At 42.7% G+C, this 16,659-nt stretch carries 15 protein-coding genes; 1 reads left to right on the top strand and 14 read right to left on the bottom strand.

Going from position 1 to position 16,659, the window contains the following annotated elements; genetic code table 11:
- Nucleotides 1–37: 37 nt before the first annotated feature.
- The 6 genes from pcp to H5182_RS00435 form a co-directional block, all read right to left on the bottom strand.
- Nucleotides 38–706 (bottom strand): pyroglutamyl-peptidase I, encoded by a 669-nt coding sequence (gene pcp / locus H5182_RS00460; RefSeq protein WP_149982472.1) that lies wholly within the window; start codon nt 704–706, stop codon nt 38–40.
- The gene (locus H5182_RS00455) at nt 699–1,724 is read right to left on the bottom strand and encodes a DUF979 domain-containing protein (protein WP_182759308.1); all 1,026 of its coding nucleotides are present in this window, start codon (nt 1,722–1,724) and stop codon (nt 699–701) included. Before H5182_RS00455 ends, pcp begins: the two co-directional genes overlap by 8 nt.
- On the bottom strand, nt 1,724–2,428 hold the full coding sequence (locus H5182_RS00450) for a DUF969 domain-containing protein (protein WP_145233413.1): 705 nt from the start codon (nt 2,426–2,428) through the stop codon (nt 1,724–1,726). Before H5182_RS00450 ends, H5182_RS00455 begins: the two co-directional genes overlap by 1 nt.
- Nucleotides 2,429–2,493: 65 nt before the next feature.
- A complete protein-coding gene (locus H5182_RS00445) occupies nt 2,494–3,429 on the bottom strand; it encodes a biotin-dependent carboxyltransferase family protein (protein ID WP_182759307.1) in 936 nt (311 codons plus the stop codon).
- Complete coding sequence (gene pxpB, locus H5182_RS00440; RefSeq protein ID WP_145233263.1) at nt 3,426–4,094, bottom strand: 5-oxoprolinase subunit PxpB; 669 nt, start codon at nt 4,092–4,094, stop codon at nt 3,426–3,428. The genes H5182_RS00445 and pxpB overlap by 4 nt, the downstream gene beginning before the upstream one ends.
- A 297-nt stretch (nt 4,095–4,391) precedes the next feature.
- Nucleotides 4,392–5,909 (bottom strand): leucyl aminopeptidase, encoded by a 1,518-nt coding sequence (locus tag H5182_RS00435; RefSeq protein ID WP_182759306.1) that lies wholly within the window; start codon nt 5,907–5,909, stop codon nt 4,392–4,394.
- Between the two features lie 167 nt (nt 5,910–6,076).
- Between H5182_RS00435 and msrA the strand changes: the two genes are divergently transcribed.
- Nucleotides 6,077–7,369, top strand: coding sequence for a peptide-methionine (S)-S-oxide reductase MsrA (gene msrA / locus H5182_RS00430; protein ID WP_182719001.1), 1,293 nt, complete (start codon nt 6,077–6,079; stop codon nt 7,367–7,369).
- A gap of 152 nt (nt 7,370–7,521) precedes the next feature.
- Here the strand turns inward: msrA and H5182_RS00425 are convergent, their stop codons facing one another.
- The 8 genes from H5182_RS00425 to H5182_RS00390 all read right to left on the bottom strand — a co-directional run bounded on the left by H5182_RS00425 (nt 7,522) and on the right by H5182_RS00390 (nt 16,648).
- Nucleotides 7,522–8,400: a LysR family transcriptional regulator gene (locus H5182_RS00425; protein ID WP_145233266.1), complete on the bottom strand. Its 879-nt coding sequence runs from the start codon at nt 8,398–8,400 to the stop codon at nt 7,522–7,524.
- A gap of 361 nt (nt 8,401–8,761) precedes the next feature.
- Nucleotides 8,762–9,418 carry a 3-oxoacid CoA-transferase subunit B gene (locus tag H5182_RS00420; protein ID WP_145233269.1) on the bottom strand — a complete coding sequence of 219 codons (657 nt, stop codon included), beginning with the start codon at nt 9,416–9,418 and terminating at the stop codon, nt 8,762–8,764.
- Between the two features lie 12 nt (nt 9,419–9,430).
- Entirely contained in the window at nt 9,431–10,129 is a 699-nt protein-coding gene (locus H5182_RS00415) for a CoA transferase subunit A (RefSeq protein ID WP_145233270.1), read from the bottom strand.
- Between the two features lie 54 nt (nt 10,130–10,183).
- Complete coding sequence (locus H5182_RS00410; protein ID WP_182759305.1) at nt 10,184–11,095, bottom strand: hydroxymethylglutaryl-CoA lyase; 912 nt, start codon at nt 11,093–11,095, stop codon at nt 10,184–10,186.
- Nucleotides 11,088–13,064 (bottom strand): acetyl/propionyl/methylcrotonyl-CoA carboxylase subunit alpha, encoded by a 1,977-nt coding sequence (locus H5182_RS00405; protein WP_182759304.1) that lies wholly within the window; start codon nt 13,062–13,064, stop codon nt 11,088–11,090. Before H5182_RS00405 ends, H5182_RS00410 begins: the two co-directional genes overlap by 8 nt.
- An 8-nt stretch (nt 13,065–13,072) precedes the next feature.
- Nucleotides 13,073–13,843 (bottom strand): enoyl-CoA hydratase/isomerase family protein, encoded by a 771-nt coding sequence (locus H5182_RS00400; protein WP_145233273.1) that lies wholly within the window; start codon nt 13,841–13,843, stop codon nt 13,073–13,075.
- A 10-nt stretch (nt 13,844–13,853) separates the two neighbouring features.
- Complete coding sequence (locus H5182_RS00395; protein ID WP_149982463.1) at nt 13,854–15,461, bottom strand: carboxyl transferase domain-containing protein; 1,608 nt, start codon at nt 15,459–15,461, stop codon at nt 13,854–13,856.
- An 11-nt stretch (nt 15,462–15,472) separates the two neighbouring features.
- Nucleotides 15,473–16,648 carry an isovaleryl-CoA dehydrogenase gene (locus H5182_RS00390; protein ID WP_182730585.1) on the bottom strand — a complete coding sequence of 392 codons (1,176 nt, stop codon included), beginning with the start codon at nt 16,646–16,648 and terminating at the stop codon, nt 15,473–15,475.
- Between the last annotated feature and the right edge of the window lie 11 nt (nt 16,649–16,659).

Below are 16,659 nucleotides of genomic sequence, written 5' to 3'. Positions count from 1 at the left end.
TTTATGCACCAGTATGGCCGCTGATGCACCAAATTGGTCAGTGGGTGGTGCCAGCCGCGACTTTTACATCTTGTTTTGCAACAATAGCTTCGTTGATCATTACTTTTAACGCGCTTAGCACAGTTTCTTCGCTCATACTCGGTGCGCCATTATGGTGCACAGCTTGGCTTGGTAAATAAGGGATATGCACAAAGCCCCCTTTGATGTGTGGTTCATGCTCATTGATATGATGTAATAGACCATACATAACGTGATTACACACATATGTACCCGCTGTATTAGAAATGGCGGCTGGGATCTCACTTTGTTGCAGTGCTAATAACATGCGTTTGATAGGTAATTGTGCAAAATAAGCAGCAGGAGCATTTTTGACTACGGGGTGATCAATGGGTTGCTTTCCTGCGTTGTCTTTAATTCGGGCATCATCAATATTAATCGCGATACGCTCTATGCTTATTTCACTGCGGCCACCGGCTTGGCCGATACATAATACTAGAACCGGATGATGCTGCTCTATGGCTTTATAAAGCACCTCTAATGAGGTATTAAACTCACACGGTAGCTCAAGGGCTATTACTCGGTGCTTAGCGATTAAATGTTCGTCGAGTTTGCTTACCGCTTGCCACGACGGATTGAGCGATTCGCCGCCAAATGGTGCAAACCCAGTTATCAATACGCAGGGCATGCTTGATGTCAGTTTAGTCATTAAAAACCACCATATACATTAAAATAATATTGACCGTTAATAAGGCCAGCGCAGTAGGTATTTGCACCTTTATAACATGGTATTTGTCTTTTAGGTCGAGTAATGCCGCTGGAATGATATTAAAGTTTGCTGCCATTGGCGTCATTAACGTTCCACAGTAACCACTGTACATCCCAATTGCTACCAGTGGTGCGGCGCTGGCGCCATGACCTTCGATTAAAAAAGGCATAGCAATACCCGCAGTCATTACCGGAAATGCAGCAAACGCATTTCCCATCACCATGGTAAATAACGCCATGCCAACACAATACAGCACCACCAGCATAAAACGATTCTCTGGCGCTATAAATAAAGTAACCAACTCTTTAATTGAGTCTCCTGTTTGCGCCACAATAAACACGCCACCAAGCATTGCTAGCATTTGTGGCAGTATTGCTGCCCAACCGATAGAATCTAGCAGCCGACGGGATTCAGTGATAGCTTCAATCGGATTTCCCCCAGTAATTTTCCAGCCAATCAGTAGCGCAGACACACACGCTATAGTGAGAGATGCGAGAGTTAAATGACGTTGATCAAGTAAGTAATAATCACCAATTGCGATACCATCAAAAGAAACAGTCAGTAATACCGTGATCACGGGTATCATTAATGCGGGAACAAATAATTTATTGCCCAGGCGAGAGGCCGATTGTGTTTGTTGCTGCTCAGTGAGTGGTTGATAACTGCCCATGCTTACTAGGTTTAAACCCGCTAACAGGGCAATTAATACTACGCTCACACCAACCCATAAATAAGTGTTGGCTTTGCCGAACAAGGCAATAGATACATCACCAAATAAAAAACTGCTACCAAATAACAACCAAAATAATGCTGTGGTGAGCCTTTTTGGATGGTTTTTGTCTTGCAGCGTTCGAACAACTAAAAACATCACAACGAGACCGATTAATAAATAAATGTTCTCAATGGTGATAATTGTAGCGTTTGAGTTAGTTACATCGGTTGTTAGTACTTTACTCATCACACTTCCTGCTGTTTGTAGTGAGCAACAGCCAGAGCTATTTTTGCTTCTAAACGAGATAATCTAAATAAATGAATAATGAGTGCGGCAATGGCGGTCGGAATAGCCCATAAACCAATATGCAGCGGTTCAATACCGGCAATGCCGTTTTCCTTTAAGAAGGCATCCATCAATAGTACAGCACCAAAAGCAATGAAAATGTCTTCTCCAAAGAACATCGCAATATTATCAACGGCAGCTGCATGGGCGCTGATCATGTCTTTTATGGGTTTTGGCAGCTCACCGTGTTTATTGGTCGCGGCACCTAATGCCATGGGGGCTAATAATGGACGAACAGTTTGTGCTTGACCGCCAAGGCTTAATAACCCAAGGGCTGCTGAGCATTCTCGAACGATAAAATACAGGGCTAATATACGTGCGCTGGTGGCACTTTGAATTTGTGCAATCCAGTTTTTCGCATGCTGTTGTAAACCATAGCGCTCTAGCAGTGCGATAACGGGTAAAATAAGAATAAAGCTGGCCAGTTGACGAGAGTTCATAAACTTCTCGCCAAAGGTTTGCAAAAGGGTGAGGATATCTAAATTTACCGCCCAACCAGTTGCAAGGCCAGCAACGGTTACTACAATCAGTGGGTTAAAGCGCAAGGCAAATCCTAGCACAACCACTGGAATGCCAATTAATGGCCAATAATTAAGATCAAACATCATAGTTCCTACACTGTGCTGTGTTTATTATTATTTATTAAGCTGAGCTTTTATTTAGTGATTGGTTATCTGATGCTCAAGTTTTTTAGTGCAATAGTCAATTGTTGTAGGTGAGCGTCAAGTTTTCGCTGCGCAGTATTTGCAGCTGCTAGGTTGACGAATTCAAATCGCACAAAGTCACCAGGTTTAAGTTGTGCAAATTGGTGTTGATCCGCACTTATTATAGTACCAAGTAGCGGGTATCCTCCGGTTGTTTGGCCATCATTTAGCAATACGATAGGCTCACCACTGGGCGTTAGTTGTATAGAGCCCGGGCTAACAGCTAAAGAAGGCAATGAATGTGTATGCATTAATTGATTATTCTCAGTACTGAGCCTCACTCCCATACGATTACTTTGCGAACTGACTTGCCATTTCGTCTGGGCAAAAAAATCACTAAATTGTTGTGATAGTAATTGTTTATGTGGGCCTGAATGGACGCGGATCACACTGCGCTTAGCGGGGGCAATCGCACCACGTTGCGGCCAATTGCCATCAAATGGCGTGATTGGGACTTGATCATTGGCTTGTAAAGGCGCGCCCGTTAGGCCACCAAAACCTGCTGCAATATCGGTGGCTGTTGAATTCATCACTGCATGACAATCAATGCCGCCTTTAATTGCGAGGTAGCTGCGAAAACCTTGCCGAGCGGTGGCAAATGTCAGTGTTTGTCCTTGCTCTACTGGGTAACTCCAGCCGGGATAAATACTTACTCCATCAAGCTTTGCTTGCATATCAGCGCCATGCAGCGCAATAACAGTGGCACATTGAAACTGCAATTGCGCTAAGCCTAAAGTGATCTCAATAACACTTTGATTATCATCATTGCCCACTAAACGATTGGCAATGATCATTGCATAAGGGTCAAGCGCACCAGATTGGGCAATTCCTAAATGACGATAGCCATGACGGCCGAGATCTTGAATCGTCATTTGCATTCCGGGCTTTATTACGGTGATCATAATACCGACTCCTTAGTAATAAATTGCAGCGTATCGCCCGGTTGTATTGCGCATGGTGGAGTATTTTCACTGTCAAATAATGCAAAATCACTGTGGCCGATAATATGCCAACCACCGGGCGAATCAGCTGGGTAAATCGCGGTTTGATTAGCGCCAATGGCAACCGAACCTTTGGGCACTCGAGTTCGCGGCTGTGCTCTGCGCGGAGTATGTAATTGACTATTCAGACCGTGCAAATATGCAAAGCCTGGCTGAAAGCCTAAAAACAATACTTGATAATGCCCTTGGCTATGTATATCAATTACTTGTTGTGGCGATAAATTGTGATACTCAGCTACATAGTCTAGATCTGGGCCATAGTCACCACCGTATTGGGTAATAATTTTATGATGCTTACCCTGATAGTCGTGCGGATTTATATTTGCCCACCAAAGTGCTAACTGAGCTTGCCAGTGAGCAAGCGAAGTAGGGTCTATTAAATAAACTGTCAGCGAGTTCATTGCGGGTACTACATCTATAAAGGCGTCGCTGGTGTTGCATTGTTGCACTAGTGCCCAGATTTTTTTTTGAATGCTCAGACTGTCATCGTTTAGGGCAGTGGCATCAAGCAATATGCTGTTATTACTGAGGACACTAATAGTTGGAGAGATAGTTTGTTGATCCATAGCCAAATGTATTTATTATTCTTGAATACCTCAAACTAGCATATAACGTATGAAATGTTTATAGCGATGCGACTAGTTAACAACCTTGCAATATTAACATTACCCAGTGTAGCGCAAACACATTAGTTTGGTTATGGAATGTTCTGGACTAATACACGTAAACTAGATATGTGAGTCAGACTATAAAAAACTGTGGCATATCACTCACTATTGCTTAGAGTAGGTGTTTGATAATGCCACAGTTGTTATAACAACTAATGATGTTAGTAGAATGCATTAAGTTATAATAGCTTACTGCTAATTACTTAACAGCCACTCACTGAGCAAGCGCACACCATAACCTGTGCCGCCTGGTGAAATTTCATCTTTTCCTTTAGTTGCTAGTGCATTACCTGCAATATCTATGTGTACCCAACGAGTTTCACCAGCAAAATGTTGCAAAAAGCTGGCGGCCGTTGTTGCTCCGGGGCCACTTGAGCCTAGGTTTTTAAGATCGGCAATGTCTGAACTTAAGGTTTCTTTATATCCCAGCGGTAAGCGCCATAGGTTTTCGTTTACTTGCATTCCAGCTAAAGTGAGTTGCGTAACAAGCGTATCGTCATCAGAAAACACCGCCGCATAATCGTTACCTACGGCTTTGATTTTAGAGCCGGTAAGGGTGGCAACGTCTATCATGATCTCCGGCTTGAAATATTCACGTGCATACCACATTGCATCACTTAATACTAAGCGTCCTTCTGCATCAGTATTAACAATCTCAACGCTTAAACCTTCTGCGGTGCGAACCACATCACCAGGGGCAACAGCGTATTGCGACACCATATTGGCAGCCATACCCATAACGGCAACAATGTTTTTGTCAGCTTTTGCAAGCGCCATTGCTTTGATAGTCCCAAGTACAGCGGCGGCGCCAGCCATATCAGATTTCATACGCGCAATTGATGCGCCTGTTTTGATACTATAACCACCAGAGTCAAAGGTGATCCCTTTACCAACCAGAGCAATAGGGGTCGCGTTTGAGCCTTTGTAATGTGCAACGACTAAGCGAGCGCCTTGTTCGCTGCCACGCCCGACAGCTTCAAGTGCCCCCATACCTAGTTCTATTAATTGCTTAGGCTCTAAAATAGTGATTTCTACACCTAGAGACTCAAGCTCTTTTGCCGCACTAGCAAAGTCAACAGGAGTCATTTCGCTGGCCACTTCTGAGGTTAAGTCACGTGCTAAAAACACTCCTGCTTGAATGCTTTCAAGTTCAGAATAATTACGTTTTGTTTGCTTGGAATTACTAACGTCAAAATGATAACTGACAGTGTGAGTGTTCGGATTTTGTTTATATTTTTCAAAACGATGGTCGCGTAAATTTGCACCGTGTGCAAAGTGAGCACTAAGTACACTGTTATTGTTTACGCCTTCAACGTCATCGAATGCAACCGCAGCAGTTGTTGTTTTACTGCTCATTAATCGCGCATGAATATTACCACCTAGTTTGGTCATTAACGCTCTATCAAGCTTATCTTGCTTACCGGTACCAACAATTAGCACGCGTTTATAGTCACTATTATAAGGTGCAATTAATTCAACAGTACTGGCGTATTTGCCACTAAAACTTTCATTTTCAATAGCGTGCTGTAATTGAGCATTGAACTTTTTATTGATTGAGTTAAATGCGGTATTGCTCCCATCCTCACTGTAAAACAACACTAATGCTTGTGCATTACTATCAAGCTTGGAAGAAAAATTAAACTCTGCAGCATGGCTTTGCGTACTAAGTGCAAGGGCAATTGATAATGCAGAAAAAGCAATAAGGTTTTTCATATTTGTACCTTTATTAAATAAACACGTTTTACCTCATTTATTCGCATAGGTTAAGTCGGATTCGGTAAAGCCGCAATAATGAGCGATAAAATAACCCACATTCCTGAAATAATATGTTCTGCTTCAAGGTCTACTAAAATGAAGCAACAAATAGAAAGAGGTAGAGTATGTTGGCAGCAAAGAATTGGCTTAAATTAACCACTTTAACAATTTTGTTCAGTGCGGCAAGTTATGGTGTTTCCCTTAACAATGAAAAAGATAATGATATTCAAGCAACAATGCATTTAGAAACCATGGTACTTGGTTCTGGTTGCTTTTGGGGGGCAGAAAAACGTTATGAAGCGCTTCCTGGTGTAATTGATGCAAAGTCAGGCTATGCAGATGGTAAGGGTTTTAAAGCAACTTATCGTAATATTACCCAATCATCGCGCAAGTTCGATGAAAATAATTACGCTGAAGTTGTTCAGGTTACTTACAATAGCAATATAATCAGTGCTGCAACGTTATTAAAAAGTTACTTTGAAAGTCATGATCCAACGCAAAAAAATCGCCAAGGAAATGATATTGGCACGCAGTACCGTTCAATTATTTTAACTACTACTGAGCAACAAGCTGCACTGGCTGAAGAATTAAAACAGCAGTATCAAGATAAACTAACCCAAGCTGGTTATGGCTCTATAAAAACCATTATAAAACCATTAACGGTATTTTTTCCGGCTGAGGAATATCACCAAGACTACTTAGTTAAAAATCCTAATGGCTATTGCCCAGATCATTCAACAGGCGTTGTTTTTGAAAAACGCAGTGATGATAAAGTTGATAATACGGCTTTACTCGCAGGAAAGCAGATAGTGATCATTGATTCACGAGATTACTGCCCTTATTGTGAAAAACTCAAAAAAGATGTGTTAAATGATTATCAAGGAACCATTGCCGTCACTTATCGTAAAGCCGATCAACTTGATGGTTTAACGATTAAATCAGCGACGTGGGCCACCCCAACAATCTTATTTTTAGAAGATGGTAAAGAGGTTTATGGTCGCCAAGGTTATGTGTCTAGCGAAGAGTTTTATAAAGCACTTGGCGCATTTAAATTAGGGGATAGTGAAGCATATACAGTGGCATTTAAGGCCCGTACAGATAGTCCGTTTTGTAAACAGTACGATATTTTTAAAAATACCCCGGACGGTATTTTTATAGACAAACTCAGTGGTGTACCACTGTTTGATACTCGGGATCGGTTCAAATCGGGCACCGGGTGGCTGTCATTTACTCACCCCATCAAAGACAGTGTGACCATGCATGAAGACAATAGTTACGGTATGCAACGTATTGAAATTAAATCTAAATCTACGGGTATTCATTTAGGGCATTTGTTCCCAGGTGAAGGCCCAAAAGGTGAAGATCGTTATTGTATCAATGCAACTGTGTTAGATTTTGTCGCTCGCAAAGACACCTAACAGTTTAGAATAATGGCTGAGGAAATGCAGAGTAAGGCTTCAAAATAAACTATTTTTACGATAAACCCATTGAGCTGGGTTTATCGTATTTAATGAGTTGTATATCAAATTATAAGAGTACAATTAATGTCGGATCATCACTGTTATTGGCTTTATTTTAAGTGTTTAAATGTGTCTAGCAGCCATTTTATAAATAGCTCAAGCTGTGCATTTGCCTCGCCAGGGTAGTGCTGTACTAAATAGTATTTATCCTTGGTTACTAATGGTTCATCAGTAAAGTTGCACAACCAGCCTTCGTCAAACCATGTTTGACTAATAGGCAAAGGAATTAGCGCTATACCCATACCTTGTTGCGCTGCACGGGCAACACCAAACATACTATCTACTTGTATAATTTGCTTGGGTGAAAAGTCATCAAGGCCTGCATGTTCAGCCCATTGATGCCAAGCCCAAGGACGCGCTTTGTGCAAAATTAACGGCACTTGTTGTAATGCTTCAAGTGGCTTTTTGTGCCACTGTTGCCAATTTTCTTTATTACAAGCCGGTGTGTATTGTAATGAAAACAGCTCGTGGACAACGCCTTCAATTGGCTTCGAAGACGACAGCACAATAGATAAATCACTTTGTTTAGTTAACTCTTTACGCGTTTTCATGGTGTTTAGTTGTAAATTGGTTTTAGGGTGCTCAACAGTCCACTCGCTCAGTTTCGGCATTAATAACTCACTGGCAAAAAACTCTGGCAAAGTAATGCTGATGGTTATATTTTCTTGCAGCTGACTAAATTCGTTAATGGTTTTTTCGAGTGCTTTTATAAGTGGTGATACCGAGTCATAAAAGTTTTTCCCCGCAGCTGTAAGTCTAATTGAGCGTGTTTGGCGCTCAAACAACTCAATCCCTAACTGTTCTTCTAGTTGCTTTATTTGATGACTAACAGCAGATGGAGTCAAATAAAGCTGATTGGCGGCTTCTTTAAAGCTTAGCGTTCTTGCCGCAAAACAAAATGAACGCAATCCTCTGATAGGTGTTTGCATGATAATACTATTTAATTAACTCATACCGTTAGTTAAGCAATTATTAACCCAATTTGCAAAGTACGCACAAGATTTGTATGGGTTATCGTGAATTAGTGGATTTATGCTTAAAAAGCACACTTTAAAAGTTTATTTAATCTACAAAGCTGAGTTTGACAGCTAAATAGTTAGTTATTTTACTTTTTATGCATTACAGATAGCGGGTGGTTTTCACAATTATGGGGCACAAACAGTTTTTTTGCCATAACATAGTGCAACCTAGCAATAGGGTAAAAAAAATCCCTCTTGCGAGGGATTTTGGGTAACTCAGCGCCATTGGCACTGGGAATGAGGTCGGTACAGGGTGAACCTGAGCGTTAAATTAAAAAACCATCTCAGGGATTTCACCATCAACAAGTAATTTACCTGCTGTTTTACTAATAATTTCATCAACTGACACGCCCGGTGCGCGTTCTAAAAGATGAAATGCGCCGTCTTTGACTTCTAACACGGCTAAATCTGTCACTATTTTCTTTACACAGTTAACACCAGTTAAAGGTAAAGAGCAACTTTCTAGCAGTTTCGAGTCACCATGTTTACTTGCATGGGTCATAGTAACAATAATATTTTTTGCACCAGCGACAAGGTCCATCGCGCCGCCCATGCCTTTGATCAACTTTTTAGGGATCATCCACGATGCGATACTACCGTTTTGGTCAACTTCAAATGCACCTAGAACAGTTAAGTCTACATGACCTCCACGGATCATTGCAAAACTATCTGCACTATTAAATATGGCTGCGCCTTTAGCTGCTGTCACGGTTTCTTTACCCGCGTTTATCATATCTGCATCAAGCTCTGCTTTAGTAGGGTATTGCCCCATGCCTAGTAAGCCATTTTCAGACTGTAACATCACTTCAATGTTATCAGGTACGTAGTTTGCCACTAACGTAGGAATACCGATACCGAGGTTAACGTAATAACCGTCTTGTAGTTCTTGTGCAACGCGCATTGCGACTTGTTCACGTGATAATGCCATAATTATTGCTCCTTAATCGCGAGTGGTTACACGTTCAATGCGTTTTTCAAAGTTACCTTTGATCACGCGATTAACAAAAATACCAGGGGTGTGAATTTGGCTTGGTTCTAATTCACCCGGTTCAACAATTTCTTCTACTTCGGCAACGGTAATTTTACCTGCTGTTGCGGCCATTGGATTAAAGTTCATGGCAGTATGGCGAAACACTAAATTACCATAACGGTCCGCTTTCCATGCTTTTACAATGGCAAACTCACCAGTGATTGATTCTTCTAAGATATAAGGGCGTCCGTTAAATTCTTTTACATCTTTACCTTCTGCCACAGGCGTACCGTAACCTGTCGCTGTATAAAAAGCAGGAATGCCAGCACCACCGGCACGCATTTTTTCAGCCAGCGTACCTTGCGGAGTAAGCTCGACATCAATCTCGCCGCTCAACAATTGCTGTTCGAATAGGGCATTTTCACCCACGTAGGAGGCAATAATTTTTTTAATTTGCTTGTCGTGCAATAAAATACCTAAACCAAAATCATCTACACCGCAGTTATTCGATACCACAGTAAGTTCTTTGGTTTGTTTACGTTTGATTTCGCTGATCAATCCCTCAGGGATACCGCATAAACCAAAACCACCAGCGATAATGGTATCGCCATCTTTTAAGCCTTCCATTGCAGCTTCATAACTTGAAACCACTTTATCGAAACCGGCCATGGGCCCACTCCTTATTTGTAATTATATGACTACTAATTTAAGGCTAAATATAGACTATTGATCAGTAGTTTGATTTTTAAGTGCCAAGGATACCTTGCTCACAGGTTGTTTATTTAATGCCGTGCAAATTGCCCAACCAGCTTTAGCCAGTCTTTCTAAATCAATTCCATGCTCTATGCCAAGTCCTTGTAGTAAGTAAACTACATCTTCAGTGGCAACATTTCCTGACGCACCCTTTGCATAAGGGCAGCCACCAAGGCCTGCAACTGCACTGTCAACCGTTGCTATACCTCGCTTTAAGGCAGTGTAAATATTTGTGAGCGCTTGACCATAAGTGTCGTGAAAATGAACAGCTAACAATGACTTATCAATTTCAGCTAGTAGTACGTCCAACAGCTCATCGACCTTTTTTGCGGTACCTACGCCAATAGTGTCACCTAGGCTTACTTCGTAACAACCAAGGTCTAATAACTTTTGACATACTTGTAGTACGCGCTGCGGATCGATATCGCCTTCGTATGGGCAGCCAAGCACACAACTAACATAACCACGAACACGAATATTATGTGATTTAGCAAAGGCCATTACATCAGTAAAGCGGGCTATGCTTTGGTCAATTGAGCAGTTAATATTCTTCTGACAAAAGGCTTCACTGGCAGCAGTAAAAATAGCAAATTCTTTAATACCCACAGCATGGGCTGCTTCTGCACCTTTTAAGTTAGGCGTAAGTGCCGTTAAATTAGTCGTAGGTAAATCAAGCGCACTGATCACATCGCTGGAATCGGCCATTTGTGGCACCCATTTCGGTGATACAAATGCGCCTGCTTCAATGTCTTTAATACCTGCATCAGCAAGGGCGTTAATTAAGGTTACCTTATCTTGAGTAGTTACTGCACGCTCGTTTTGTAAGCCATCACGGGCACCCACTTCAACAATGCGAACATGACTTGGTAGTGTACTATTCATCTGCTGCGCTCTCATCGCTGACAATTGCTAATAGGGCACCATGACTCACCAGAGCACCTTCTGCAAAACAATAGCTTTGCAATACACCATCATGGGGGGCGGTGAGCGTATATTCCATTTTCATTGCTTCGATGATCACCACAGCATCACCTTTTGTGATGGTGCTGCCAACGTCAATAAGGTGTTTTACAACGGTACCATTAAGTGGTGCTGCAAGCGGTAGGGCATCGCTTTCGTGATCACTGATATAGTGTTTATCAAAAATATCAAAGGTAGTTTGCAATGCTTTGTACATTACTGTGATGGTATTGTCTGCAGTAACCACATGGGCGATATGTTTATTGCCATTGATAAATACACTACACAGGTTATTGTCGATACTGCCAGAGGTTGTATAGTCAACCTCATCGATGCGGACTGTGTACCCCGCTTGATGAGCTGCGGCAGTGATCGCATTATCAACGAATGGCACCTTAATTGTTGCTTCTGCATTGAGTTTAAAACCAGCTAGACTGTCCCATGCGTTCTGAGTTCCTTGACGATTAAGCCCAGTTAAATAGCTAAATGCAGCTATAATGCGGCTGCTAACAGCGTGTTGTTGATCAACTTTAAGCAACGCATCGCCTTGCTCTTCAATAAAGTGAGTATCAGGAGCGCCTTGCTTAAAGGTTGCATGGTTAGCAAGGGTGTGTAAAAAACTCACATTACAACTAAAGCCCGCTAAATGGAATTGTTCAAGGGCTGTGCTTAATCGTGCTAAAGCTTGCTCGCGCGAGTCATCATGAACGATCAATTTAGCGATCATAGGATCGTAAAATGGACTGATCTCATCCCCTTGCATGATCCCAGTGTCAATGCGTACATACTCAGATTGAACTGGTATATACAAGCCATTGATTGTACCAGAGCAAGGAATAAAGTCATTGCTTGGATCTTCGGCGTAAATACGCGCTTCAAAGCTGTGGCCCTGTAATTGGATATCACTTTGTTGCATGGGTAATGGGTTACCTGCGGCGACGTTAATTTGCCAATTAACTAAATCGACACCAGTCACCATTTCAGTAACAGGGTGCTCAACTTGCAGCCGGGTGTTCATTTCCATAAAGAAGAATTCATCGCCACACAGTAAAAACTCAACCGTGCCTGCACCTCGGTAATTGATCGCAAGTGCACAGCGTACTGCGGCTTCGCCCATTTCTTTGCGTAGTTCGTCAGATAAACCAGGCGCGGGGGCTTCTTCAATCACCTTTTGATGGCGGCGTTGTAATGAACAATCACGATCACCTAAGTACACACAGTTACCGTGATTATCAGCAAACACTTGCACTTCAACATGGCGTGGTTTATTAACATAGCGCTCAAGTAGTACTAAGTCGTTACCAAAACCGGCGATTGCCTCACGCTGTGCACCTTGTAGAGCACTGATAAAGTCTTTTGCATGTTCAACCACGCGCATGCCTTTACCACCGCCACCAAAGGCTGCTTTGATAAGCACTGGGTAACCAATTTTTTCAGCTTCAGCTTGTAAAAACGCAGGATCTTGTTTGTCACCATAATAACCAGGTACTAATGGTACATTCGCGGCTGCCATTATTTCTTTGGCGCGGGTTTTTGAGCCCATTGCTTCGATACTGCTCGCTGGTGGGCCTATAAACGCAATATTATTGGCTTCACAGGCCTTTGCAAATTCACTGTTCTCAGATAAAAAGCCGTAACCAGGGTGAATGCAATCAGCACCTGCATCCAGTGCTACTTGGATAATTTTATCAGCTACCAAATAGGAGTCTTTACTCGGCGCTGCGCCAATATGGTAGGCTTCATCGGCGAGTTTTACATGTTGTGAATTTTTATCTGCATCAGAGTAAACCGCCACAGTGGTTAAGCCCATTTGCTTTGCGGTACGCATAACCCGACAGGCAATTTCGCCGCGATTAGCAATAAGAATTTTTTGTAATGATTGTGTGCTCATGGTGATCCCTATTTTTGCCAATTTGGTGGGCGTTTTTCAAAAAAGGCAGATAACCCTTCTTGACCTTCTTCAGATACGCGAATTTTGGCGATACGCTCTGCGGTTAAATTTATGATTTGTTCATTAATATCATGGCCAGCTACATCGTTGATCAATTGTTTTGCTGCGCGAACCGCGACAGGGCCGTTGTTGATCAGTGTTTCGAGTAGTTGATCAAGCGCGCATTCAAGTTTACCGGTTACTTGATGAATTAAGCCTAATTGCTTGGCTGTGTGGGCATCAAAAATCTCAGCGGTTAAAAAATAACGACGTGCAGCGCGCTCGCCAATGGCTCTGATCACATACGGGCTGATTACAGCTGGAATGAGGCCAAGTTTTACTTCGCTTAAACAAAACTGTGCATTGTCTTGGCATATGGCTATGTCACAACAGGCAATTAAGCCCAGTGCGCCGCCAAATGCCGCGCCTTGCACAGCACATACCGTTGGCAGTGGGCTGCTGGCTAATACATGCATTAATTTGGCAAGTTGTTTTGAATCCGCAAGATTCTCACTGAAGTCATTGTTTGCCATGGACTTCATCCAATTAAGATCAGCCCCTGCAGAGAAATGCTCTCCCTCAGTTTTTAAAACAAGGGCGCGTACATTTAAGCTATTAGCATGCTCTATACATTGAATAAGTTCTTGGATCACTTGCTCGTTAAAGGCATTGCGCTTTTCAGGGCGACTTAAAACGAGTACAGCCACATTTGATTTAGTTATTTGTAGTGTTACTGACATACTCACGTCCTTACATTCTAAATACGCCGAATTGCGAATCACGTTTTGGTGCATTGGCTGCAGCACTGAGAGCTAAACCTAGCACACTTCGGGTATCTGCTGGATCGATGATACCGTCATCCCACAAACGGGCGCTGGCATAGTATGGATGACCTTGTTGCTCGTATTGCTCGATAATCGGCTGTTTAAACTCGCTGATTTGCTCATCAGTCATGCTTTGGCCTTTACGGGCTAAACCATCTTGTTTAACTTGCGCCATAACGCCTGCTGCTTGTTCGCCGCCCATCACAGAAATACGCGCATTAGGCCACATCCACATCATAGTCGGTTCAAACGCACGACCACACATGCCATAGTTACCTGCGCCATAAGAGCCGCCAATTAATACGGTAAATTTTGGAACATCAGCACACGAAACAGCCATCACCATTTTAGCGCCGTGTTTAGCAATGCCTTCGGCTTCGTATTTTTTACCTACCATAAAGCCGGTAATATTTTGTAAAAACACCAGTGGAATATTTCGTTGTGCGCACAGCTGTATAAAGTGCGCGCCTTTTTGAGCTGACTCACTAAACAAAATGCCATTGTTAGCAACAATCCCAACCGGATGACCATAGATTTTCGCAAACCCAGTCACTAATGTATCGCCAAAGTAACGTTTAAACTCATCAAACGAAGAGTCATCCACGGTACGCGCAATCACTTCACGAACATCAAATGGCTTTTTAAGATCGGTGCCAACAATGCCGTATAATTCGTTAATATCATAACGCGGTGCTTTTACTTGCTCTAATATTGGCGAAGTAGGGCGTTGATAATTAATTCGTTCAATACATTGGCGAGCAATTGATAACGCATGAGCGTCATTTTCAGCGTAATGATCGGCAACCCCTGATGTTTTACAGTGGACATCAGCGCCGCCAAGTTCTTCTGCGGTTACCTCTTCACCTGTAGCCGCTTTTACCAGCGGTGGGCCGGCTAAAAATATTGTGCCTTGCTCTTTTACAATGATGCTTTCGTCGGCCATTGCAGGCACGTACGCGCCACCTGCGGTACATAAACCCATAACTACTGCAATTTGTGGAATGCCTTTGCCCGACATACGCGCTTGATTATAAAAAATACGACCAAAGTGCAGTTTGTCAGGAAACACATCATCTTGCTCAGGTAGGTTGGCACCACCTGAATCAACCAAATATATACACGGTAGGTGACACCGCTCGGCAATATCTTGTGCGCGTAAATGTTTTTTAACGGTTAGCGGAAAATAGGTGCCACCCTTAACTGTCGCATCATTGGCGATGATCATACATTCAACGCCTTTAACACGGCCAATACCGGCAACTACACCGGCACAAGGAATCGCTTGCTCATATACACCAAATGCTGCAAATTGTGAAATCTCTAAAAATGGTGAACCTTCGTCAAGTAAGGTACTAATGCGTTCACGCACGAACATTTTACCACGGCTTTCATGGCGTTCTATTAACGCTACGCCACCACCTTGGCTGATCTCGCTTACTTTATCGCGTAAATCATCAACCAGTGCCGCCATATTTTTATGATTTTGCAAAAACTGCGGGTCGTGAGGGTTGACGCTTGATTTTAAAATAGTCATAGCGCTTATCCTTAACGGCTTTCAGTAAATAATTCGCGACCAATTAGCATGCGACGAATTTCTGAGGTACCGGCACCAATTTCATAAAGCTTAGCGTCACGCAATAGGCGGCCAGTGGCGTATTCGTTGATATAACCGTTACCACCGAGAATTTGAATAGCATCAAGTGCCATTTTAGTTGCCAGCTCTGCCGCATATAAAATTGCGCCTGCGGCATCTTTACGGGTCGTTTCACCGCGATCACATGAACGCGCAACAGTGTATACATAAGAGCGAGCTGCATTCATTTGTGTATACATGTCGGCTACTTTGCCTTGTATCAGCTGAAATTGACCAATCGGTGTATCAAACTGCTTACGTTCATGAATATAAGGTACAACAATATCCATACAGGCTTGCATGATACCCAGCGGGCCTGCCGCTAGCACAACACGTTCATAATCAAGGCCACTCATTAGTACCTTAACGCCTTCGTTTAAATTGCCAAGGATGTTCTCTTCTGGTACTTCACAGTTTTCGAACACTAATTCACAGGTATTTGAGCCGCGCATCCCGAGTTTGTCGAGTTTTTGGGCGGTAGAAAAACCAGGGAAATTACTCTCAACAATAAATGCGGTGATGCCTTTAGCGCCAGCGGTTAAATCAGTTTTAGCATAGATCACTAAAGTATGCGCATCTGGACCATTGGTGATCCACATTTTATTACCGTTTAAAATGTACTTATCGCCTTTTTTCTCGGCTTTAAGTTTCATTGATACTACGTCAGAGCCTGCGTTAGGCTCACTCATGGCAAGGGCACCAATATGCTCACCACTAATTAATTTTGGTAAGTATTTTTCTTTTTGTGCTTGCGTGCCATTACGGTTAATTTGATTAACACACAGGTTAGAATGAGCACCGTAACTTAGGCCGATAGAGGCACTCGCTCGGCTAATTTCTTCCATTGCGATTACGTGCTCTAGATAACCTAAACCGGCACCACCGAGCTCTTCGGGTACGGTCATACCTAATACACCCATTTCGCCAAGTTGTGGCCAAAGCTGATTAGGAAACGCATTATCAAGATCGGTTTTTTCAGCTAAAGGGGCAATTTCTTGGCTAGCAAAACTGTTTACATGATCGCGGATCATATCTGCGGTTTCGCCAAGGCCAAAGTTCATTTCTTTATATAGTGAAATAGTGCTCATGATTCATTCCT

It is taken from the genome of Pseudoalteromonas sp. SG44-17, from assembly GCF_014164235.1.
Lineage (GTDB): Bacteria > Pseudomonadota > Gammaproteobacteria > Enterobacterales > Alteromonadaceae > Pseudoalteromonas > Pseudoalteromonas rhizosphaerae.
Note: the sequence above shows the minus strand (reverse complement) of the source record. Positions and strands in the feature narration are given on the sequence as shown.

Excerpts from the sequence above, each read along its gene's own strand:
- H5182_RS00415 (WP_145233270.1), bottom strand. The coding sequence starts at position 10,129 with ATGGCCGGTTTCGATAAAGTGGTTTCAAGTTATGAAGCTGCAATGGAA.
- H5182_RS00450 (WP_145233413.1), bottom strand. The coding sequence starts at position 2,428 with ATGTTTGATCTTAATTATTGGCCATTAATTGGCATTCCAGTGGTTGTG.
- H5182_RS00435 (WP_182759306.1), bottom strand. The coding sequence starts at position 5,909 with ATGAAAAACCTTATTGCTTTTTCTGCATTATCAATTGCCCTTGCACTT.
- msrA (WP_182719001.1), top strand. The coding sequence starts at position 6,077 with ATGTTGGCAGCAAAGAATTGGCTTAAATTAACCACTTTAACAATTTTG.
- H5182_RS00425 (WP_145233266.1), bottom strand. The coding sequence starts at position 8,400 with ATGCAAACACCTATCAGAGGATTGCGTTCATTTTGTTTTGCGGCAAGA.
- H5182_RS00395 (WP_149982463.1), bottom strand. The coding sequence starts at position 15,461 with ATGACTATTTTAAAATCAAGCGTCAACCCTCACGACCCGCAGTTTTTG.
- H5182_RS00390 (WP_182730585.1), bottom strand. The coding sequence starts at position 16,648 with ATGAGCACTATTTCACTATATAAAGAAATGAACTTTGGCCTTGGCGAA.
- pcp (WP_149982472.1), bottom strand. The coding sequence starts at position 706 with ATGACTAAACTGACATCAAGCATGCCCTGCGTATTGATAACTGGGTTT.
- H5182_RS00400 (WP_145233273.1), bottom strand. The coding sequence starts at position 13,843 with ATGTCAGTAACACTACAAATAACTAAATCAAATGTGGCTGTACTCGTT.
- H5182_RS00455 (WP_182759308.1), bottom strand. The coding sequence starts at position 1,724 with ATGAGTAAAGTACTAACAACCGATGTAACTAACTCAAACGCTACAATT.
- H5182_RS00420 (WP_145233269.1), bottom strand. The coding sequence starts at position 9,418 with ATGGCATTATCACGTGAACAAGTCGCAATGCGCGTTGCACAAGAACTA.
- H5182_RS00405 (WP_182759304.1), bottom strand. The coding sequence starts at position 13,064 with ATGAGCACACAATCATTACAAAAAATTCTTATTGCTAATCGCGGCGAA.
- H5182_RS00445 (WP_182759307.1), bottom strand. The coding sequence starts at position 3,429 with ATGATCACCGTAATAAAGCCCGGAATGCAAATGACGATTCAAGATCTC.
- pxpB (WP_145233263.1), bottom strand. The coding sequence starts at position 4,094 with ATGGATCAACAAACTATCTCTCCAACTATTAGTGTCCTCAGTAATAAC.
- H5182_RS00410 (WP_182759305.1), bottom strand. The coding sequence starts at position 11,095 with ATGAATAGTACACTACCAAGTCATGTTCGCATTGTTGAAGTGGGTGCC.